Annotated in this window: 14 protein-coding genes and 2 pseudogenes; 8 read left to right on the top strand and 8 right to left on the bottom strand. The window is 57.4% G+C overall.

Going from position 1 to position 22,292, the window contains the following annotated elements; translation table 11 throughout:
* Window positions 1-64 precede the first annotated feature (64 nt).
* On the bottom strand, window positions 65-2,302 hold the full coding sequence (locus GH656_RS15795; RefSeq protein ID WP_153077001.1) for an amylo-alpha-1,6-glucosidase: 2,238 nt from the start codon (window positions 2,300-2,302) through the stop codon (window positions 65-67).
* A 311-nt stretch (window positions 2,303-2,613) separates the two neighbouring features.
* Here GH656_RS15795 and GH656_RS15790 point away from each other — a divergent pair, with 311 nt between their 5' ends.
* The 4 genes from GH656_RS15790 to GH656_RS15775 all read left to right on the top strand — a co-directional run bounded on the left by GH656_RS15790 (window position 2,614) and on the right by GH656_RS15775 (window position 6,089).
* The gene (locus GH656_RS15790; RefSeq protein ID WP_153077000.1) at window positions 2,614-3,015 is read left to right on the top strand and encodes a hypothetical protein; all 402 of its coding nucleotides are present in this window, start codon (window positions 2,614-2,616) and stop codon (window positions 3,013-3,015) included.
* 583 nt (window positions 3,016-3,598) lie between these two features.
* Complete coding sequence (locus tag GH656_RS15785; RefSeq protein ID WP_153076999.1) at window positions 3,599-4,900, top strand: NCS2 family permease; 1,302 nt, start codon at window positions 3,599-3,601, stop codon at window positions 4,898-4,900.
* Window positions 4,901-4,975: 75 nt separating this feature from the next.
* On the top strand, window positions 4,976-5,509 hold the full coding sequence (locus GH656_RS15780) for a cytochrome b (RefSeq protein ID WP_153076998.1): 534 nt from the start codon (window positions 4,976-4,978) through the stop codon (window positions 5,507-5,509).
* Between the two features lie 289 nt (window positions 5,510-5,798).
* On the top strand, window positions 5,799-6,089 hold the full coding sequence (locus GH656_RS15775) for a DUF1488 family protein (RefSeq protein WP_153076997.1): 291 nt from the start codon (window positions 5,799-5,801) through the stop codon (window positions 6,087-6,089).
* A 304-nt stretch (window positions 6,090-6,393) separates the two neighbouring features.
* On the opposite strand, the gene GH656_RS15770 is transcribed toward GH656_RS15775, so the two are convergent.
* Together GH656_RS15770 and GH656_RS15765 are read right to left on the bottom strand one after the other, a co-directional pair.
* Complete coding sequence (locus GH656_RS15770; protein WP_153077364.1) at window positions 6,394-7,584, bottom strand: MFS transporter; 1,191 nt, start codon at window positions 7,582-7,584, stop codon at window positions 6,394-6,396.
* A gap of 443 nt (window positions 7,585-8,027) precedes the next feature.
* On the bottom strand, window positions 8,028-8,222 hold the full coding sequence (locus GH656_RS15765; protein WP_153076996.1) for a CsbD family protein: 195 nt from the start codon (window positions 8,220-8,222) through the stop codon (window positions 8,028-8,030).
* 782 nt (window positions 8,223-9,004) lie between these two features.
* On the opposite strand from GH656_RS15765, the gene GH656_RS15760 reads away from it, so the two are divergent.
* The 3 genes from GH656_RS15760 (at window position 9,005) to GH656_RS15750 (ending at window position 11,378) form a co-directional block, all read left to right on the top strand.
* Window positions 9,005-9,274, top strand: coding sequence for a hypothetical protein (locus tag GH656_RS15760; RefSeq protein WP_153076995.1), 270 nt, complete (start codon window positions 9,005-9,007; stop codon window positions 9,272-9,274).
* A 115-nt stretch (window positions 9,275-9,389) separates the two neighbouring features.
* Window positions 9,390-9,671 (top strand): translation initiation factor IF-1, encoded by a 282-nt coding sequence (infA, locus tag GH656_RS15755; RefSeq protein WP_153076994.1) that lies wholly within the window; start codon window positions 9,390-9,392, stop codon window positions 9,669-9,671.
* A 447-nt stretch (window positions 9,672-10,118) separates the two neighbouring features.
* Complete coding sequence (locus GH656_RS15750) at window positions 10,119-11,378, top strand: cyanate transporter (protein WP_153076993.1); 1,260 nt, start codon at window positions 10,119-10,121, stop codon at window positions 11,376-11,378.
* On the opposite strand, the gene GH656_RS15745 is transcribed toward GH656_RS15750, so the two are convergent.
* The 5 genes and pseudogenes from GH656_RS15745 to GH656_RS15725 all read right to left on the bottom strand — a co-directional run.
* On the bottom strand, window positions 11,351-12,400 hold the full coding sequence (locus GH656_RS15745) for an RHS repeat domain-containing protein (RefSeq protein ID WP_153076992.1): 1,050 nt from the start codon (window positions 12,398-12,400) through the stop codon (window positions 11,351-11,353). The two genes, GH656_RS15750 and GH656_RS15745, sit on opposite strands and share 28 nt — an antisense overlap.
* 252 nt (window positions 12,401-12,652) lie before the next feature.
* A complete protein-coding gene (locus tag GH656_RS15740; RefSeq protein ID WP_153076991.1) occupies window positions 12,653-13,306 on the bottom strand; it encodes a pentapeptide repeat-containing protein in 654 nt (217 codons plus the stop codon).
* 9 nt (window positions 13,307-13,315) lie between these two features.
* The gene (locus tag GH656_RS15735; RefSeq protein ID WP_153076990.1) at window positions 13,316-18,046 is read right to left on the bottom strand and encodes an RHS repeat-associated core domain-containing protein; all 4,731 of its coding nucleotides are present in this window, start codon (window positions 18,044-18,046) and stop codon (window positions 13,316-13,318) included.
* A 30-nt stretch (window positions 18,047-18,076) separates the two neighbouring features.
* Window positions 18,077-18,526 carry a DcrB-related protein gene (locus GH656_RS15730; RefSeq protein ID WP_174769803.1) on the bottom strand — a complete coding sequence of 150 codons (450 nt, stop codon included), beginning with the start codon at window positions 18,524-18,526 and terminating at the stop codon, window positions 18,077-18,079.
* A 241-nt stretch (window positions 18,527-18,767) separates the two neighbouring features.
* Window positions 18,768-19,772: pseudogene (locus GH656_RS15725) on the bottom strand (type VI secretion system Vgr family protein); the annotation flags it as partial.
* 163 nt (window positions 19,773-19,935) lie between these two features.
* Between GH656_RS15725 and tssM the strand changes: the two are divergent.
* Window positions 19,936-22,260 (top strand): annotated as a pseudogene (tssM, locus tag GH656_RS15720) (type VI secretion system membrane subunit TssM); the annotation flags it as partial.
* Between the last annotated feature and the right edge of the window lie 32 nt (window positions 22,261-22,292).

The following is a 22,292-nucleotide window of genomic DNA, read 5'->3' as shown; positions in this document are numbered from 1 at the left end:
CGGAATAAACACGAATAAAGCGTAAAAGGTGCAGTCCTAGTTCTATAGCAGCCCTATAGCAGCCCTATAGCAACGCGACCACCCTCACATCGCCTTTTTCCGCCGACGCAACTACCTTGCCATCGACCCGGCGGAAAGTAATCGACACTGACGCGTCACCAACTCGCAGATCATCTATCGTCAGCCAGTCGATCCCTTCCGGCAGCATCGGTTGTTCGATCAACACTTCGCGTTTGGCGGCATCGACGGTCATCCCCAGGCACGCTTCGAGCATCATGAAGGGTGCTCCAGCGGCCCAGGCTTGCGGCAGGCAGGCCACGGGATAAGCGGTTGGCGGCTCGCCGCGCCGACGCGGAAAACCGCAGAAGAGTTCTGGCAGACGCATGTCGAAATTGACTGCGGCCTGGAACAGCGCCTGCAACAAACGGACGGCCGCTGCCTTACCGCCGTAATGCGCAAGGCCTCGGGCACACAGCGCATTGTCGTGTGGCCAGACCGAGCCATTGTGATACGCCATCGGGTTAAAGCGCGCCTGGCCCGCTGCGAGCGTCCGCACGCCCCAGCCGGTATGAAACAGCGCGGATTCCAGCACGCGCGCGACGGCTTCACCGCGCTCTGGCGCGGGCAAGCCGAAAGCGAGCAAATGCCCCGCATTGGATGCCAGCACCCGGCACAGCTCGCCATGGCCATCTAGCGCAATGCCATAGAAGCCAGCCTCTTCCATCCAGTATTTTTCTTCGACGCAAGCGCGAATGGATTGGGCCCGCGACGCGTAGTGCGCGGCTTCATCGCTTTGGCCACGCAACGTGGAGAAATGCGCCATGGTGTCGAAAGCTGCGCTGGCGTAGGCCTGCACTTCGACCAGCGCAATCGGGCCATCGGGAAAGCGGCCATCTGCATGAAATACCGAGTCATGGCTGTCTTTCCAGCCCTGGTTGGCCAGACCGCCATCGGAGGCGCGCTGATAGTCGAGCAGGCCAAAGCGATTTTTGTCGCACACGCCTGCGACCCATTGGGCCGCGCGTTCAAGCGCGGGCCATAGCTCATCGACCAGCGCCAGATCCCCGGTGCGAGCGGCATACGCACCAGCCAGCACGATGAATAACGGCGTGGTGTCGACCCCGCCGTAATACAGCGCGAACGGGACTTCGCCGGTAGCTGCCATCTCGCTCTTGCGCATCTCGTGCATGATTTTGCCGACCGCGGCATCGCGGAACGCCGAATTTTCACGCGCTTGATGCTGCGCCAAAAAGCGCAGTACGCCACGGGCTAGCGCGGGTTGCAGCCATAGGGTCTGGAGCGAGGTGATCACCGCATCCCGGCCAAACGGCGTTGAAAACCATGGGATGCCCGCATACGGATACGGGCCACTGGCCAGATCGGTGGTAAGCAGATCGAGATCGGCAAATGAGCGATCAATCCATGCATTAAACAGCGGATTGCTGGAGCGCAAGCGGGCCGTGCCACGACGGCGGCCACGCATTCTCAAGTGGGCCTCAACCAGCCCGGAGCGCACCGCCGCACGGCCCACACGCGGACGGGCAGGCGTTGCCGCTGCAGCCTCAGCAGAAATCTCGGCGGCTTCGACCAGCACCGTTACCGACAGGTAAATCGACACGCAGGTCTGGGCGGGCAACTGCACCGAATAATCAGCCCGGTCCGCCAGCAACTGCTGGGGTTCAGGCGAAAACGCTATCTGTACCCGGCGTGCGATTTGGTCGAGTCCGATGTAGCCCAGTTGCACTTCGCCGTTTTCGACTTGCACCGCCTCGATCTCGCCACGCCGGGTCCGCTTCAGTCCACGCACTTCGAACATGTCGCGGAAATCGCTGGCAAATGAAATCGACAACGGCACGATGGCGTCGCTAGTGCCGTAGTTGGTCAGTTCGATGGCTTCGTTGAGCACTGAGCCTGATAGCACCCGCACACGCTGGACGTGGATCACGCCTTCAGGCGTGCTGACACCGCCAAGCGGCGGCAACGGATGGTTGGTCAGGTGCGCGGTGAAGGCCGTGTTATCGCTGCTCACACTGCCAGATAACAAGGACGGCGCGCGGCCGCCGAAAGTCAGGCGCAGTTGTGACAGCACGCGCGTGTCATTGACAAACAAGCCATCGTCCTTGCCCGTGATATCCCCGAGGGGATCATTCACGATGAACGTGTTGTCGGATTTCAGCACGTACTGTTTTGCGCTGGCGAGGTTCTGGTTCTCTGCTGGGATAAAGGCGTCGTCGGCTGTTTGTGCCACGTGATCGACGCCACCTGAATGGCTCAGGCCGCCGAGTGCTTCTGGATCTTGCATCAACCCGCTCCTGTGCGATTAGCTTCGGAGCGATTGTAGACGCTCCACGTGCGCTGCACGGCGTGTTTATCACGCGTATGACGTGGCGCATCGGGCAAATATCGGGCAAATATTGGGCAAATGAAAGACCGGTTCTCTGGCTTTTCGCGCAACAATCTTTTGCATCCACCATCTGGCGCAACCTGCGAGCCTTCTGCGATACTCCGGGCCACGATAGCTAGTGCAGCAAACCAGTGCAGCTGTCGCTGCCCGCCGCGAGTTATTTCAAGGCGGGCATTGTTCTCCAGTCCGAAACAAAATAGGTAAGCCTGATGACTTTTACCCTCGAAACACTTTTCCCTTGCGACGCTCAAGCTGAAGACACCGTCGTCACGGCGCTCAATCATCAGGACATCGTGACCGCGCTGTCGGCCACGCTGGCGGCTCAGAATGTCGCCGTTCTGCACATGCTGTATCCGCGCACCGATGCGCGCACGCACCGCAGTCTCGATGCGCTGGTGAATGTGCTGCATGGTCATGGGCTGCATCAGGTGGCTAGCCTGATTGCACAAGAAGCGCACTATCTGCTGTTCCGCGAACCCGCCAAAGCCTGGAAAGCCTTCCAGGAAATTCGCAACGACTCGCTCGCCATTGGCGTGCATCTTTACTACAACGGCCTGGTTGGCGAAGCTGCCGAGCAGGCATTGGATGCCGATGCACACCGCAAGGCGTAACACTGAGGCGATGCGCGGTTCTCGTTCTCGGCTAAGACGATCTACGTTCTGATCGCTAGTTTTGTCTTGCCGTGCCGCTCAGCTTGTTCAGCTTGTTCAAACGGCGAGCGGCACCGGCAGTAGGCATAGACGAGATCTCATAACGCAGCGAGACGTCATGAGACGCTGCGAAACCAAACCGTTGCTGGCCTGATCGCGCGCGCTCCTCAAACCACCGCCATAACCCCGTTCAGATTTAGCGCCGCTGCCTGGGGTTAATTCCGTCATCGCGGCTTATTTGTGGCCGATGCCATTTGCTATTCACCACATCATTCGCCGCACTAGCACACGCCCCTTGCCCTCGCTAGCCGCAGCTTGTCCCAAAGCTCAGCACTGTACTCAGCAAACAACACCTTTGAACTTTCTCGATGCACGTTTGCACCGAGTGATTTTTTTCGCCTGATCCTGATTACAATTCGCGCGTAGCACGGCGCATGCGAGCGCATCTGCCAGTGCTCAGCCACCCGCATGCCGGGCACGGCAATCCTGTTTTTGCTTCCCCCTCCTCTTCACTTCGACGAGAGACACGAGAGACCTTACGCTCATGGAATTCGTAAAACGGTACTTCGGCTTTGACGAAGCAGGCACGAATCTGCGCACAGAAATACTCGCTGGGCTGACTACTTTTCTTACGATGGCTTACATCATTGTCGTGAATCCGGCGATTCTCGGCGATGCGGGCATGCCCAAAGATGCAGTGTTTGTCGCCACCTGCCTCGTTGCCGCCATTGCCTCGCTCATCATGGGGCTGTACGCGAACTACCCCATCGCACTAGCACCAGGCATGGGGCTTAACGCGTATTTCGCCTATACCGTGGTCAAGGGGATGGGTTTCACCTGGCAAGCTGCGCTGGGCGCGGTGTTTATTTCCGGCTGCCTGTTTTTTGTTGTGACTCTGCTTCGTGTGCGCGAGGTGATTGTCAATGGCATTCCCCATTCGATCCGGATTGCGATCACCGGCGGGATTGGTCTATTTCTGGCGATTATTTCGCTCAAATCCGCTGGGGTGGTAGTGGGCAATCAAGCCACGCTGGTCACGCTGGGCAATTTGCATGAGCCGCACGTGGTGCTGGCCATCATGGGATTTTTCATGATCGTCGCGCTCGATTTTCTGCGTGTACGCGGAGCCATCCTGATTGGCATTCTGGCCGTGACCGCGCTCAGTTTTTTCTTTGGCGGCAACCAGTTTCACGGCATTGTGTCCGCCCCTCCATCTATCGACGCCACACTGTTCCAGCTTGATATCCGGGGTGCGCTGTCGGCTGGCATCCTGAACGTGATCCTGGTGTTTTTTCTGGTGGAGCTCTTCGATGCAACCGGCACGCTGATGGGTGTAGCCAACCGCGCTGGCCTGCTGGTCCAAGGCAAAATGCATCGCCTAAACCGTGCGTTGCTGGCGGATAGCACCGCGATTCTGGCGGGCTCAGTGCTTGGCACCTCGTCGACCACCGCCTTCGTTGAAAGTGCCTCTGGGGTTCAGGCGGGCGGCCGGACCGGCGTCACCGCTATCACCGTGGCGGTGCTCTTTCTTGCCGCACTTTTTTTCGCGCCGCTGGCGAGCGTGGTGCCTGCCTATGCCACCGCTCCGGCGCTGCTGTATGTGTCCTGCCTGATGCTGCGGGAAATGGTCGAACTACCGTGGGACGACGCCACCGAGGTCGTGCCCGCTGTGTTGACTGCGGTATTGATGCCCTTTACTTATTCGATTGCCAATGGTGTCGCATTCGGCTTCATCTCTTACGCTGGGCTGAAACTGCTGACTGGCCAGGCGCGCAAAGTGAAGCTGGTCGTGTGGATCATTGCTGGCATATTTTTGTTTCGGTTTTTCTATCTTGGCGCTGAGTGATCCAGTAATGTCACTTCGCGCCCCAGGACACGTTTTTTACTTTAACCCACTAGCGATAACAACAGGATCTCTCCCATGTCCTCTTCCTCTTCTTCGGTCGAACGCTATTCGCGGCCCGCGATTTTTTTTCACTGGGCGATTGCGTTGCTGGTTGCGCTGGCCTATCTGTCCATCGAAATCCGTGGCCCAAAAGACAGCGATAGCCGTGAATTCTGGAGCAGCATCCATTTTTGGGCAGGGGTACTGGTTCTGGCGCTGGCGGTGTGCCGTGTGCTTTGGCGCTTGTGGCAAAGCCCTCCGCCTGAGCGCGAGAGCAATGCGTTACTGGTGTTTCTGGCGCGCCTGGCACATCTTGCACTGTATGTTTTTATCTTCGTGCAACCGCTGCTTGGCATCTTGCTAAGCAATACCGCCGGGTATCCCGTCAATCTGGCATGGCTGAACCTGAATTTCACGCTGGTTGGCGCCGATGCAATCGCATCTCCCGCGCTGCAGGCCGCGCATGTCTGGCTAGGCAATGCGTTCTACTGGATCATTGGGCTGCATGCGTTGGCCGCGATTGGCCATCACGTGATCTTCAAAGACCGCACGCTCAGACGCATGCTCTAAGCCATCGCCCCCGCGTGCTGGCCTCCCCTGCGTTTTCCCACAGAACTTGCGCATGAGCGCTCATAGGCTCCTGGGCGCAGATCTTGCTGTCATCTTTTTCATGCGCCGATGGCGTGTTTCACCTTGGAACCTGGCACAAGCTCGCCTAGAGTAAGTAGCATCAGCCGCGCGGTGGGGGCATCGTTTATCCGTGCGGCGGGTGGACTCCGTGCCAGCCTATGTCTACTGCACCACGATAAGGCGCAGGTGCACGGCTCAGTTAATTGCTGTTCAACCAGGGAAGACCGCCATGCAAATCCTTTTTCTCAACGAATCTCCCGAGTATTCAGGGCGAGAACTGACGCTGGCGTTCCACGCCATGGTGGATGGCGAACGAGTGCAATGCGAAATCACGGCGGAGGCACTGGAAGATCATTTTGGTGCAGCGTCCCCTCGGGCTGAAGACATGCTGGGGGCATTCGACCAGCACCGCACCCGGATTGAAGCGGCCACGCGCCGGTTGCTCTCGGAAACCCGCGCGCAATGCCTGTTATTGCGTAGCGGTTATGTGCGTTTTTATGAGGCGAACTGGCGTAGCTAAATGTAAATGAATCGCTCTTCAGGAATGTGAAAAGGCAACCCATGAGGTTGCCTTTTTATTGTGCTGATTTTTGGCCCAGGCGAAGAAGAATTCTTTTGCCGCTTCCCAAGGGATAACCGGATGAACTGGCTGAGTTTTTAACTGAAATCTGCTTTGCAGCAAAATTCGATTGATCGGTTTTATTTATTGCTGGCGAGCAGAAAAAAGACCATTTATTAATTTAATAATATTTTTAACGCATTGGAATAATAAAAATTATTCAACAAACTTTGAGGGAAACTGCCGTTCCGCCAGCCGCCCTCGCTTATTTTTCCATCTGCCTCACCCGGGTCAGTTGGGGAAAGATCCTCATCCACAGCAACGCGACCGTGATCGTGGCGACGCCACCGGCCAGCACCGCTGTTTCAGCGCCCCACCATCCTGCGGTCAGACCTGATTCGAATTCGCCAAGCTGGTTTGACGTCCCAACAAAAAGCGAATTGATTGCGCTAACCCGGCCGAGCATTTCGTCCGGTGTGCGCAACTGCACCAATGTCAGGCGCACCACGACGCTAATTACGTCAGCCGCGCCCAGCATGGTGAGCGCACCTAACGAAAGTACGAAATGATGAGAAATAGCGAACACGATAGTCGCTGCGCCAAACGCGATCACACCGCCAAACATCGCAATGCCAGGACGCTTGCGCAACGGAAACCAGCTAATCCAGAGCGTGCCCGCCAGCGCCCCTACTGCCGGGGCCGAACGCAATAATCCGAGCCCAAGCGGACCGGTGCGCAACACGTCTTGGGCAAAAATGGGCAGCAATGCGGTTGCGCCGCCAAACAGCACAGCGAGCAAATCTAGTGACAACGCGCCAAGCATGTCTGGTTCGTTCCAGATAAACGCCATCCCTGAAAAGATCGAGGCAAATGTCACCGCTGAGGCTTGCACCGGAGCAGCGCGCACTCGTAATGACTGAATCAGCGCGGCGGCACAGGCAAAAACCAGCAACGCAACGGCGTAGACCGAACTGGCACCATGCGCATACAGCAAGCCGCCTAATGCGGGTCCGAGAATTTGTGAGGTTTGTTTGGCTGAGGTCGACAGCGTGGTCGCACGAGGCAAGTTTTCACGCCGCACGACGCCGGACAGCAATGCCGTCAAGCAAGGCGCTTCAAACGCGCGCGCGGCACCGAGCAGCACGGCCAGCACAAAAATAAGCGGCACGCTCAGCCAGCCACCCAGCGCGCCGAGGAAAAAAATCAGCGCGAGCAGCGCTTCGAGCGCCAGACAGACTACGGCGATGCGTTTGCGGTTATAGCGGTCAGCGACATGACCGACCAGCAGCGTCAGCGCAAACATCGGCAGAAACTGCGACAGCCCGATCAGCCCGAGTGTGAATACATCGTGCGTGAGGGCATACACATGCCAGCCCATCGCTACGGTGAGCATCTGGAAAGCAACCGACGCCAGAACGCGCGCGCACCAAAAGCGCTGAAAAGCCGTGCCCATCATCACGCGTCGAAGCGTGCTGGCGGGACGGGCCACGACGGTTGCCGTAGCGCTATTCAAGCGTTCAACCCAATAGAACGGAGGCCTGTCAACAGAGGAGTTCCTGGTGTCATGAAAAGGTTCAGCATGTCATGTCGCCTTAGTCGATTTAAACGCCACATCATCTCTTGGTGCCGTGTATGGAAGCTGCGCGGCGAGACGCTTGGCTAATTCGCGTTTAAGTGACATTTCCAGCCAATGCGTCCCAAAAATTAGTAGAAGGACGGCTCTATTTACTGCGGCTAGCCCTGCCCGGTGGGCAATCCCTCGCGGAGAGAGACAAAAAAAAGCCAGTAGCCATTTGCATGGCACTGGCTTTTTCCAGATGAAATATCAGGCGGACGGTGCCGCCCGGCAATAATTTAATCTGGCCCTTGAAGAGGGGGCATTAGGACACTGGGACGTGCTTAATCTTTGCGAATTTTGTCGGCGGTATCTTTAATCGTGCCCTGCACTTTGCCGACGCCTTCCTGAACCTTGCCACTGATTTTTTCAGCGGTCCCTTCAGCTTCCAGACCAGCATTACCGGTTACCTTGCCAACTATTTCCTTAACCGATCCCTTTACCTGCTTGAATGCGCCATCGACCTGGTTCTTGTTCATTTTCAACTCCATAAACATGAGATTGAGCGGGACCATCTAAAAATTAAATTGGCACTGAGATTGAAAATATACGCGCCTTCATCCGTTATCGCAATATTATATTTTCCTTGTCTGATTCAATATTTTATGTGGCGCATCGGGAAATAATGATTTTATCTGGCTAATTTATGCCTCATCCGGCATATAAATCGCACTGCTTTTTGAATGCAAATAGCATTTATCGCAGTAAAGCTGGCCTGCAATAGCGCTTTATTTCTCGTTTTTATTCGTGCTTCAATCGCACATCGTGGCAAGGTTCATCTGACCCTGGGCGCTGGGTCAGGCATCAGTCGCTTTTCTGCCCCCTTTTTTGCTCCCGACATCGGCACATCGTCAGAAAAAGGCCCACGCGCCAAGGCCGGCACGCGGCACTATCCAGTTGGCTAGATTTAGTGCATCATATTGGAATAACTGCGCTCTGCATTTTCAGCGTCGGCACTATCAATCAGCATCTCCGCATCGCCCTGGCTGTTTTTTCGCCGGTGTCCCGTCTTTGCGCCAATGCGTCTACGCATCCGCTACCGCGAGTTTGCTGCCGTCATACGGCCGATGTCAGCAAGCGGTGTCCGCGTGTTTCTTTTTCCGTCAAATCCGCGATTTGTGTGCGGCAGTGCCCGTGCCCACAATTGAGCGCTGCGGCGATTTTTTCACAGATTGGCATGCTCTTCGAACCAGGAGCTGCCGGGTGCTGGCGTTGAGTCATAGATGTGACGCAGCGTCACGTATTACAGGACATAAGTTGCATGAATCAGACTGTCAGGATTTACAAAGATTTTGAAATTCACCCGCTGGTTTACCCGCATCGTCCGGCTGGTGGCCAGACAGGCCGTAATCCAAGGGCAGGCTATGACGCTTCGGTGCGTATTTGCCGCGCGGGCACCAACGGCGAAGTTTATCGCTTGCCACGCCTGGCACCTTTTGAACAAACTGGAGAAGCACGCCTTGCGTGCATCTCCCACGCAGAACAAGTGATTGATGGCCAGGTGAGCGGCCAGTCAGTCAAAGGGCTTTAAGCGGCAGCCAGCATGCTGGCTGCCAGAACCGCTGCAAGACTCGAACACTGCATCACTGAACACCCTGCTTTGCCCAGCGAGCAAAGCCAATTTATCCCTTGACCAGGAGCCATGCATGGCGAAAGAAGAATTGCTGGAACTAGACGGTATCGTTGACGAAGTCCTTCCGGACAGCCGTTATCGCGTTACGCTGGACAACGGTGTAGTCGTAGGCGCTTACGCGTCTGGACGTATGCGCAAGAATCACATCCGTATTCTCGCGGGCGACCGCGTAACGCTTGAACTGTCGGTTTATGACCTGACAAAAGGCCGCATCAATTTCCGCCATAAGGACGAACGTGCGTCCAGCGGTGGCGGCGCTGGCGGCAATCGCAATTCACAGTTCCGTCGTCGCTAGGATTTTTCCGGTCCGGTAGATGTTTCAAGCGCTAAACGCGGCCGGACAACATAAGTATTTCGCGCCGTTTTCATGACGGCGTAATTTCGCATTCAGCTTTCGCGCACCGCTGTCAGGTTGAGTCCTGCCTAAGCGGTGCGTGATGCTTTGTGCTGTTCGCCTGCCTTGCTGTTCGCCTTTGTGCTGTTCGCCTTTGTGCTGCTCGCAATTATCTATTCATCGTGATACCGGCCATAAAAAACAGGCAGCACGTTTAAAGCTACCATGGCCAGCCCAGCCATCGCGGGCCGTGCTTGTGCGCTTTGCCCGCGCGTCTGCTCCTGGTTTTAGCCGTTTGACGTTTGACTCGACATTCCGACGCGACTTGCATTCTGTTTCGGTTGATCCCCGTCTTCCCGTCTGACACCTGCGGCTTGAAACAGCGCAGCGTTCAAACGAAGGTCTTTCGTGAACTCGTCTTCTCACGCCACACCACACACGCTTTCCCCCACCGTTGTCCAACCTGCCGCGCTGACCTGGCGCGATGGTGTATGGCTGGCGGTTGTCGTTGCAATCGGGATCAACCTGCGTCCGCTGCTGACCTCGATTAGTCCATTACTGGAAAGCATCCGCCATACCACTGGCCTGAGTTTTTATGGTGCATCCCTTCTGACCAGCTTGCCGGTTATCGCCATGGGAATCGGTGCTTTTGGCGCGAGCACGCTAGCTCGCCTCCTCGGTGAAACCCGCGGCGTTGCACTTGGGCTGATAGCGATTGCATTTGCATGCGCCGCGCGCTGGATCACCTCAAGCGGTTTTGCGCTGATGTTCAGCGCAGTGATAGCCGGCATCGGTGTCGCGGCGATTCAGGCGTTGTTGCCAGGCGTCATGAAACGGCATTTTGGCGTTCGTGTGACCCTGGCGATGGGAGTGTTTTCGGCGTCGATTATGGGCGGCGGTGGCTTGGGTGCGAGTCTCAGCCCATGGGTGGCCCATCTGGCCGGAACATGGCACGCCGGGTTGGCATTCTGGGCGTTGCCCGCGCTGCTTGGGATGGCACTCTGGCTTGTGCTGAATCGTGCGCTGCCACTGCCTGTCCCGTCGAATCACACGCAATCTGCACAATCCACTGCTCAGCTTCCATCGATGTGGCGCAATCGTCGAGCCTGGGCGTTAGGTTTGTATTTCGGCGTGGTCAATGGCGGCTATACCAGTCTGGTCGCATGGCTGCCAGCGTATTACCAGCAACATGGCATGAGCGTCACTGCCAGCGGCTCGCTGCTGGCGATGATGACGCTATTTCAGGCCGCTGCCGCCCTGTTGCTGCCACTTGCAGCGCAGTCCTCGCATGACCGGCGGCCATGGTTGCTCGTGGGTCTGTTAGCCCAACTGGCCGGTATCGCAGGCCTGCTGGCATGGCCGCTTGCCGCACCACTGCCGTGGGTGGCACTGGCCGGCATAGGGCTTGGTGGCTCGTTTTCATTGACCCTGGTCACCGCGCTCGATCATACGGAAAACCATGCAGTTGCAGCCCGGCTGGTCGCGTTTATGCAAGGCGTCGGGTTCCTCATTGCGGCCATCGCGCCTATCGTTGCAGGCATGGTGCGCGACGCAACGGGTAGCTTTTCTGCTGCATGGGTCATGCTCGTAATAGGCGTGCTGGCGATGATCGCGCTAACTTTTGTGTTCTCGCCTCGTAGTTATGCGCGGGTGTGGTCGGGATCGTGATGTGTGCGACTTCGTGCGATGGTGAGGCGTAGCGCGCAGTCGGTGTAGGCAATGAGCTGGCCTGCGATGTTCCAGGTCAGGTGGCTGGTGCGGCCATGTGGGTCGGTGCGGCTGATCTCCTGACCGTGGTGGTCGTAACCCAGCAGGTTGCCTGCGGGGTCGTAGCTGTAGCGCCAGGTGTGGTTGTGTTCGGTTTCGCTGGCGGGCCAGGGCATGTCGGCCCGCCATTGCTGCTGTCGCTCCTGGCCCAGTGGATCTCGCTGGCGGATCAGCTGGCCTTGTTCGTTGTAGCTGAAGTGCCAGCGGCCTCCATGTGCCAGGGTGGCGCTCAACAGTTGCGCTTGCGCGTCTTCGTCCCATTCCAGGGTCGTGCGGCCTCCCAGCGCGTCTTCGTGCAATAGCGGCGCGTAGCGCGAATTCCATTGCCAGCGCTGCCTGCGCTTCAGATGATCGGTGACTTCCGTTTGCCCTGGCTGTCCTGCGCTGGGCAGCGTGTAGTGGCTGTGCCAGCGCTCTCCGCTGTCGCTCCACTGCTCCACTACGCGGGGGTGGTCTGCAAAGGCTTCCCAGCGGTAATAACTGCTTAGTCCTTCCGGCAGCGTGTGGCTGGCCATCAGCCCCGCACCCGGGCCATCGTCGTGCCAGCTGAAACGACGCGTCTCTTCGCCAAGGGCGTTGTGCACGCCAGTCAGCCGGCCATGATGGTCGTAATCGTAGCTAGCGAGCGTGCGCGGCAGCACGCTCGCTTCGCTCAGGCTGGCATCCGCCTGCACCAGTACCACGGCGCTCACGCGCGCGCTGTGCTGCGGATGGTAGTCCAGCCGGTATAGCCGCTGTGCGCAATCGGCTAATTCCACCAGCCTGTCATCCTGGTCACGGTGCAATGCAATCCAGTTGCCGTTGTAGTCTTCCATCCGCTGCAAACACAACTGCTGTGCGCCGTGAGCCCGTGCCGGACCGAAGTCGTAACAGTGGCCGTCATCTCTTTGCACGGCATAGTGATTATTATTAAGGCGTGCCAACCGGTAACCTTCAGCAGCATTCGTGAAAAATAATTGCTATGCACGTGTGATAAATCAGGGGCTTTTCTGCCCAACCCGCACTTCAATTACCATTAATCCAGTGCATCTTTATTAGCAAGTCGAGCGGAAAGTCATCATTATTCAGTAATAGTTTACTTTCCTGTCGTGCGAAATCCATCCATTAATCACCAGGATAATTTGCGTTGCTAGCTTCCGAGGCTGAATATTATTTTATAATAAATCTGATACTGCTTATTCTGAAGCATTTCCCAGCGCCCACTCAGGAATTCCACCGGACACATCTTCCATATTTTTAAAGGAAACAGATTCAACATGCAGGCAATTTTCAAGTTTTGTGCCTCGCATATCTGAATTAATAAATTCAACTCCTTGAAAATTACAGTTTATAAATTTCACTGCCCTCAGTATTGTATTTTTGAATGTAACCAAAGAGAAATCGCAATTAATGAACTTGGCTCTTATCCCACTATGACCACTTCTTCCTCCGCCAGAAAATTTTGTCCTCGAAAAATCGCAGCTCTCAAAGACAGCATCCGCAAAAAATGCTGCAATTTTACAATCAGAAAGATCGCACTCGAATAATTTTGATGCCAGCATATTACTGCCATTAAATATCGAACCATGAAAATTAGAATTGCGTATTTCCACTTTTCCCATTTCACCATCTAGAATGGAAAAAGCAAAATTGCAATTACTTATCTGCGCTCTACTCAATGATGCAGGAGGACAAGGTAACGTCATACCTGCAAGGTCTTCATTATTAAGCACAAGAATCCGAGAGAAACCACCCCCAATCTTATTACCCTCTATTTTCGAGATAACATCCGTCTTTTCTTTAAGAAAAAACGGATCTTTCCATCGTGCCTGCATGATTTTCTTTTCCATTTTCGATGCCTAGTAAATAATTGCCGTTACCTGATCTGCCAGTCCGCTATATTTTTGAATATCAGCTGCCTTGGATGGCCCACCAATATCAAATATCACTGATTTTCCGTCCAGATCCGAGAAGTATGCATCTGGACGCAACCTTCCAGACCCTAGAATTGTCCGATCATATGATCCCAATTCTTCGTATTTTAATATCATCCATGAATTCATCCTTCGATCAATCACTCTGCCTTTTATAAGTTTTGCAAAATTGGGAGAGCTCTTCTCATATCCCTGATACGCTTTCGCCAGTTTTTTGTCGCTAGTTTTGACCCATCTGTCGAATGCCCTGGAGACAGATTTGGCCTTCGCCGTCAATTGCCCCTCAATTTCCGTTGCTTTACAAAAGGAAAGCCCCCACGGATCAATCCAGCTCACCGGATTAGGCGCGTACTGATAAAGATTAATCCCCCCCGCAATCCCAATCGGATCCGGCGAAATAAACCGTTCGGTCTGGGGGTCGTAATAGCGGAACGTATTGTAATGCAGCCCGGTGCCCCGGTCGTGCCACTGACCCGGCATGCGCAGATCCTGCGGCAGCGCTGCGGGCAGACCAGACCAGGCGCGCTCGCGTTGCTCTTCGGGATCGTCGATTTCGTGTTCCAGCTCGCCCCACGCCCGTGTGTAACCGCGCCACACCACACGCCCAGCAGCGTTGCTCAGTGCCTCGGGCGTGCCGTTGGGGCTGGTGTGATAGTGGTACACCACCGGCTGGAATGGCTGTCCGGTTTGCTGCCGGTATTGCTCATGCACCTGCTCGCCGAGGCTGCCACTGAAGGTTTCGATCCGCGCCAGCGGGGTGTAGCTGCCGGGGGCGTACACGTAGGTGGCGATGTGCTGGCCAGTGTGCCCGCTGAGCTCGCTGCCTTCGATGCGCCTTTGTTGCAGCACCTGCATGCCCTGCCACACAGTGAGGGTCGCGCGCCCGCCGTCGTGGCTGTCCTGCCGGGCGATGCGGCGGCCGAGCGCGTCGTAGGCGTAGCGGCTCTGCCTCGGACCGCTGTCGCTGTGGGTATCGACGCCGGTGAGCTGGTGTTCGCGGTTCCAGTGGTAGTGCTGTTGCTGGAGCTGGCCGTGGCGCGGCTGGACCCGGCGGATAAGACGGCCCAGCAGGTCGCTGCCTTGTCTCAGTTCGCCGTGCCGGGTCAACTGGTTGGCGCGCAGGGGCTCGTCTTGCCGGGGGTTGCTGGCGGGGTCCCAGTGGAAGCGTTCGTCGGGTAGCGTCACGGCGGGAGGCTGCGGGGTCTGTGAAAGCTGGCCAGAACGGCGCTGGGGGCTTTGTTTGCGCTGGGTCAGGCGGCCGAGTGCGTCGTAGTGGTAGCTGAGCTGGCCAATGTCCGGGCCGCACTGGGCGATGCCTTCGCCGTTGGCGCTGTAGTCCCAGTGGCGGGTGTGGACTGCCGGGCCGGTGTCGTCGTAGCACGCGTGGGTGTGACTGATCTGCCCGCCAGGCGCATAGCGGGTGTGGGTGCGCAGCGCCCCCTGGCTGCGCTGGGTTTCGCGGTGCAGCGGGTCACGTTCGATATCCGTCAGAATCTGCAGCCCGCCTGCGCCCTGCAGGCTGATCTGGTGCAGGTGGCCGCTGCCGTAGTACTGCTGGCCGAGGGTTTCGCCGTCGGGCAGTTCGGTGCTCAGCCGGTTGCCCAGCGCGTCGTAGGTGTGGTGCAGCGTGTGGGTGATGGGCTGCTGCGCGGTGATGCCCGCCTGGGCCAGTAGCGCGGGGTACCACGTGGTGGTCTCGCGGGTGAGGCGGCCGTGGGCGTCGTAGTCGTATGCGATCTGGTCTAGCGCGGGGCCTTCGTGAAGATCGTCGCCGGGGGCTTGGCTACGGTCATAGCCGGGGTGGCTCTGGTAACGCTGGTAACGCTCGATAGCACTAAGCTGGCCATCCCTGTAGTGGTAGCAAGTATCAGTTTCGGGAGTGCGTTTGCGGCTCAGGCGGCCGAGCAGGTCACGCTGGAGTTCGATGGGGATGGCTTCGGGTGTGCCTGCGGCCTGCTGGATCTGCAGCGGCTGGCCGAGCGCGTCGTGGGTGTAGTGGGTTTCGCTGCCGTCCAGCCCGGTCTGGCTGATGAGGCGGTCGGCGGCGTCGTGGCGGAAGTGGTAGCGCTCTTGGTTAGGCGTGCTCAGTTCTGCGAGGTTGCCTGCTGCGTCATAGCGGTAGCCGGTGGTATGGCCGAGGGCGTCGATGCGGGCCGTCAGGCGGCCGTGGGCGTCCCACTGGTAGCGGGTCGTCGCTCCCTGGGCGTCGGTGTGTCGCTGGAGCCGCCCGGCCTGGTTCCACTGGTAGCGCTGGAGGCTGCCGTCGCTCGCGCGGTGCCCGGTGATACGCCCGGCAGCGTCGCTGTAGAGGGTCTGGGTCTGGCCTGCGGCGTCGCGGATCTGGGCTAACTCGCCATAGGGGCCGTAGTCGTAATGCGTGCTCTGCTGGCTGCAGTCGGTGTAGGCAATGAGCTGGCCTGCGATGTTCCACGCCTGGTGGCGGGTGCGGCCATGCGCGTCGGTGCGGCTGATTTCCTGGCCGTGGCTGTCGTAACCCAGCAGGGTCTCTGTGCCGTCGGGCCCGGTGATGCGGTAGAGGTTGCCTGCGGGGTCGTAGCTGTAGCGCCAGGTGTGGTTGTGTTCGGTTTCGCTGGCGAGCCAGGGCATGTCGGCCCGCCATTGCTGCTGTCGCTCCTGGCCCAGTGGATCTCGCTGGCGGATCAGCTGGCCTTGTTCGTTGTAGCTGAAGTGCCAGCGGCCTCCATGTGCCAGGGTGGCGCTCAACAGTTGCGCTTGCGCGTCTTCGTCCCATTCCAGGGTCGTGCGGCCTCCCAGCGCGTCTTCGTGCAATAGCGGCGCGTAGCGCGAATTCCATTGCCAGCGCTGCCTGCGCTTCAGATGATCGGTGACTTCCGTTTGCCCTGGCTGTCCTGCGCTGGGCAGCATGTAGTCGCTGTGCCAGCGCTCTCCGCTGTCGCTCCACTGCTCCACTACGCGGGGGTGGTCTGCAAAGGCTTCCCAGCGGTAATAACTGCTTAGTCCTTCCGGCAGCGTGTGGCTGGCCATCAGCCCCGCACCCGGGCCATCGTCGTGCCAGCTAAAACGACGGGTCTCTTCGCCAAGGGCGTTGTGCACGCCAGTCAGCCGGCCATGATGGTCGTAATCGTAGCTAGCGAGCGTGCGCGGCAGCACGCTCGCTTCGCTCAGGCTGGCATCCGCCTGCACCAGTACCACGGCGCTCACGCGCGCGCTGTGCTGCGGATGGTAGTCCAGCCGGTATAGCCGCTGTGCGCAATCGGCTAATTCCACCAGCCTGTCATCCTGGTCACGGTGCAATGCAATCCAGTTGCCGTTGTAGTCTTCCATCCGCTGCAAACACAACTGCTGTGCGCCGTGAGCCCGTGCCGGACCGAAGTCGTAACAGTGGCCGTCATCTCTTTGCACGGCATAGTGATTATTATTAAGGCATGCCAACCGGTAACCTTCAGCAGCATTCCAGTGACTTTCCCCTGGCAGTACATTCGGAAAGGGTATGTCGCGGCCCTGTTCATCAGTGAAGCTATGGGGATACTCACCCGGCTGGTGTAGTTTCAAACCTACTTCGAGCGGAACGCTAAACCCCCGGCCAAACAATCCCTCGCGCTGGTCCAGGCTGCTATAGCTGCGCTGCCACACTAGCGGTAATCGTGACGGCAAGACGAAATCCAGATCCTCCTCTCCTTGCAGGATCTTCGCGCCCGTCGGAGCATGGACAGGATGGCCCGTTACCAGGTTCATGACATAGTCCTGAGCTAGGCCTGCCGCCTTCATGATCGCCAGTTGCGAGCCAATACAGGCCAGTTTTGCAAGCGGTTTCGACCAGCCCCCGCCTCGGCACAGCGCTATCGCGGCCGCGATCAGGTCGAGGTTTTTAATCCACCAGGGGGCTTCACTACTGATCTCCCTCACCTGCAGGGTTTCTCCACCCATCTTGACGTTGTTTGAACCACCACTGGTTTTGGCTTCACAGGTGGTCTTGTCGCCCTTGCGATGAGCGGGCTGGCCGTTGACCAGTACGTTGCTGGACCCTTCAGCCAGCCATTGCGGTGGGGGATGCTTGCTGCACAACGCCTTGTCGTCATCAACTGGCTTACCTGGCAAACTGGGGTCTGGCGTGGCCATTGCCGCACCGATGGCGGCCCCGGCCAGCGCCCCCAGTGGTCCCAGCAACATGCCGCCGATTGCCGCGCCCAAACCACCAAACAATGCACGCCGAGCTAGCGAAACAGCCGGGGAATCGGGTGCTTTCTCCAGCAGGCTGGCTGCTGCACGGGCGGCCAGATGGCCATTGATCTTGACGTTGGCGGAGCCCTGAATAATTGACCCCGAAACCTCTGGTGGAAACCACTCATCCATCTTGCTGTCAATCCAGTTATTCAAATCCGTAACTGGATTACTGTTTAGCACCAGTGCTGTGCCGATTGCGGCAACAATTGATCCCCCCACGCCAAGTACTGCCGTGCCAGTGATACAGCCCGCCGCAGCAGAGCCCGCAACACTTGCTGCAGCCGCCAGCCCTCCCCCTCCCAGGATAACTGGAGCAGCCGCCACTGCGCCGGCCACGACGGCTGCCACCACCAGGCCCTCTCCTATAAGAGCGAGCGATTTGCCTAGCATGGCTAGATTGCTGGTATGAGCAATGGGATCGCCGAAACGGGCAGCTTCAAGTGCGGTCATGGTTTATGTAGACACTGTATTCAGGATGTCTTATTTGATGACTGCCGTCATGGAGTTCATAAAAGAGCTCACTACAGTGGCGTGATGTGCGCGCTGCGCCTCGTTGAAGGGGGCGCTACTGCCAAGAGTAAAAATGATGACGCCACTTTCATCGGCAAGCCGGATCGCACACTGGATCTGATGAACCGGTGTGCCGCTCTGCCTGAAGCGGCTTGCGAATGTCGCGTATGGGTGCACGCTCTCTCTCGCGTGCAGTACCAGCTCTTGTTCTACCGTGTACTCATCAAACTGGCGGCCTAGTGTCTTGATCTGGCGCTGGCAATAACGCTCTACGGTTTCCCCCGCGTTCATCCGGTCGCGGTTGATGACGATGGTGTAATTTGCCCGGCTTTCAGGTTCCTGAAAAACCAGCACGTTCATCGACTGATCCAGTACAGGAGCAGGCGTCTCGATTAGGCCCTCAGGCAACGGGTATTGCATCAAAATTTCCTCGCTGAATATGTGCATGTGCGCTTGAACATTTGGCACGGCCCGGAAGAATCAGGATGCCTTATTTGTTCAACAGGATCATTTCAGGACCAAGCACCGTAATGTGGCCATCGCTGTCCATCGTGATCGAACTTTTTCCCACGGTCAGGGTGATGGTTTTGCTAGCGCTCAAATGGATGCTGCCGTCCTTTGCTTCCATCGAAATATCGCCCCGGATAACCGTAATGTTCATAGCCGGTGGAGCATCTTGTCCGGCCGGCACTGCGGCATCGCCTTCTGACGCGCCTTGCACGGTCAGCATCATCGTGCCCTTGATGTTTTCCCCATGAGAGCCGCTGATCGTTTCATCGCGGTTGCCAGTGATCCGGGTCGTATCATTCGCGCCGATGGTCGTGTCCCGGTCGTTTTCGACCTCTGTCCGCATATTTCTCTCTGCCTGCAGCCATAGCTCTTCTGCCCCTTGCCGATCGTCAAACCGGATCGCACTAGCCTTTCCGTGGTGCCCCTTCATCGAGCGTGAAAGCATTCCGCTTTGTGTCGCGTTATCTGGCAATTTCCACGGCGGCATCGTCATCGCGTTAAACACTCGCCCGGTCACAATCGGACGGTTTGGATCGCCATTTTCAAAGTCGACGATCACCTCGCTGCCAACGCGCGGAATGTTGACTCCACCAAAGTTGCTTCCCGCCCACGGATACGACACCCGTACCCAGCAACTCGAATTCTGGTCGCGCTCCGGTGAACGGTCCCAGTGGAATTTCAGCTTCACCCTTCCATACTGGTCAGTCCAGATCTCCTGTCCCTTTGGCCCCGTCACCATGGCAGTCTGTGGCCCATTCGTGCGTGGCTTGGCCACCGTGCGCGGTGGGCGGTACACCGTCGTCGCCGGTTGCACCACAAAATCCGTCTCGATTCTGAAGCGGCCCGAACCGCTTGCTTCCCCTACTTCCGTGGCCGTGAACTGCGCCCCCAACACCAGATATTCCTGGTTCGCCTGCTGCTGCGCATAGCCCGCCAGCCTGAACGTCGTGCCGCATACCACCGCCCGCACATAACCGCTACCCTGCGCCCGCTCGCCTCGTGCCCGAACCTCTTCCATTCGCACCCGGGCCACCTGTTCGCCACGCGCCCTCGCCTGCGCCGATCTCACTGGCTGGCCCGTAGCGGGCCTCGCTTCCGTGTAATCCCCCGGCCATTCGTAACGCTCGAAATCGTTATGCGCGGTCTGCTGCTCCAGCAGCATCGCGTCGGGCGGCGTCAGAAAATCCAGCGTGTACGTGTAGATCTCCGATAGCGATTCTTCGCCGTTAATCGCGCTGAGCTGCAGTAGTGGCTCGCCGCTGGGTGATAGCGGCAAGGCCGCACCGCTGGCCGTCACTGTGCGTGGCGTGGTGGTTACGCTCGCATTAGTGCTTTTCGCCTGGTTGGCATTCGGGCTATACACCAGCTTCGGCCACAACAGCAACTATCTGACAGCGGTGAGCCATAAAGTAGAACTGCTCACAAAACACGTGGAACAGTTGTATAAAACTCCACGTTCTGAGGCAGTCTCCGATACGCTCAACGAGACCCGTTCTCTAGCAAGCCACACGAGTCTCGACCTCGCCCATCCGGATAGCACTTATCGCTACGGCCTGTATGCAGCACCTGCTGTGGTTGAAGCAAGCAATCAGGCCTATAACGCACTTGAAGACAACCTGTTGTTGCCGCAGATCGTTCGGCGCATTGAAAGTGTTCTATCCCAGGCCATTGCCAGTAAAAATACCAAAGCGACTTACGACGCGCTTCTCATCTATCTGATGCTCCACGACAAGACCCGCTACAACGCGGCAGAAATCAAGGCATGGGTGCTAAACGACTGGGCGCATACCGATAGCGCAGCCGCGCTCGGTGGACGGGTATCAATGGCTGAGCATGTGCAGCAGCTGTTCTCTGGAGAACGAGTGGTGCAATCACCATTCGTCCGCAACGAAACGTTGATCCAGCAAGCACGTGCCTTGCTCGACGGCAGCAATGCAACCCAGCGTCTGTATGAGCGTGCCAAGGCTGCCATGCAAAAAGAAGCCCCTGATGAATTTACGCTGCTACGGGCAGTAGGCCCTCAGGCTGGCACAGTTTTTACGCGTGCCAGCGACTCACCACTTTCACGCGGCGTGCCAGGGCTATTTACCTTCGACGGTTATCACAACTTGTTTGACAAGCGTCTAAGCGAATTTGTCCATGTCGCCCAGAATGAAGATGCATGGGTGATGGGTCTTCGGTTATCAAGCCAGGCTCAAAAAAAAACAGCAGTTGGCATGGCGGCTGTCACAGGACGTGATGATCCACTAACGGAAGCTATTCGCCGGCTGTACCTGAGCGAGTATGCCCAGCAATGGGATATTTTCCTGGGCGATATCCGCACGGTGAATGGCACCAGTCTTGCGTTTAATCTGCAGGTGCTGCGCCGTTTCGCCGCGCCCGATTCACCTTTGACACGACTCGCTCGAGCAGTCGTCAAGGAGGTTACGCTCTCCCAGCCCACAGGTTCTGTTGAACAGTCGCTGATACAAAAAGCATCTGCACAGATCGGCCACTATGCAGACAAAGCGCTAGCTATTCGGAGCGAAGAACGTATTGAGCGCGAACTGGTTGATCAGCATTTTTCTGCATTGCGCGAAGTAGTAACAGGAAGTCCTGATAGCACACCGGATACAGAAAAATCCGTGGCACCAAGCCGGGTTACCGGGCTCGATGGCATCACCAGCTTGTTGAACGATTACTACACCACCCTCGCTGTTGCCGATAACGCGCTCAGTAACAACAGCATGCCGCCACCTGGTGATACAGCAGCAAAACTCAAAATGACCGCCAATACACTGCCAGCGCCCTTGCGCGAAGTGCTCCAGACACTGGCAATACAAGGCTCGGCGAACGTCAATCAGGGAATAGGTCAACTCTTGTCGCGGCAAATGCAAGTTGTCACCGGTGATGTCTGCCGCTTGACGATTGCCGGGAATTATCCGTTTAACCCTGACAGCACACGTGACGTGAGCATTGAAGATTTCACGCGTCTTTTTGCCAAAGGTGGTGTGATGGATGATTTCTTTTCCAGCACGCTCGCACCATTCGTCGATACGTCAGCCAGGCCCTGGCGCTACCGCACCCTGCCCGGTGCCACCGAGCCGGTGCGAGGCCCGAGCCTTGAACCATTCGAGCAGGCACAGGCTGTGCGTGACGTATTTTTTGGTGAACCAGGTCAAAAACAGATGGCGTGGAAAACCTCGTTCAAGGTTGCGGAGCTTGATCCGAGTATTACCAGCCTGACAATCAGTATCGACGGACAAACGCTGCTTTATCAGCATGGCCCCGTGGTGCCATTCGTCATCAACTGGCCTAGGCCGCGTGGCGGCGCAGAAGCCGAAATCACGGCGAATCCGCGAATTCGGCCTGAGACATCTACGCTCAATGCCAGCGGACCATGGGCGCTAATGCGCTTGCTACAGAAAGGTCATGTGACAGAAACCGCAACGCGTGGCCGCACCCGAGTCGCGTTTGATTTTGACCAGCGCCGGACGGTGCTGGATATCACTGCAACGAGCAGCGTCGCCAATCCACTGACTAGCGATGTGCTAAAAACTTTCCGCTGCCCAAGCTCGATGAGCATGTTTAACTTGCCCGATAGCGGCCCACCGCCGGGACTGCCACCGGGAATGCCGGGCACGTCACATGCACGCCAGCCATGAAGTAACGGGGAAATAATGGGAAATGACGGCTT

Source organism: Paraburkholderia bonniea, from assembly GCF_009455625.1.
Lineage (GTDB): Bacteria > Pseudomonadota > Gammaproteobacteria > Burkholderiales > Burkholderiaceae > Paraburkholderia > Paraburkholderia bonniea.
Note: the sequence above shows the minus strand (reverse complement) of the source record. Positions and strands in the feature narration are given on the sequence as shown.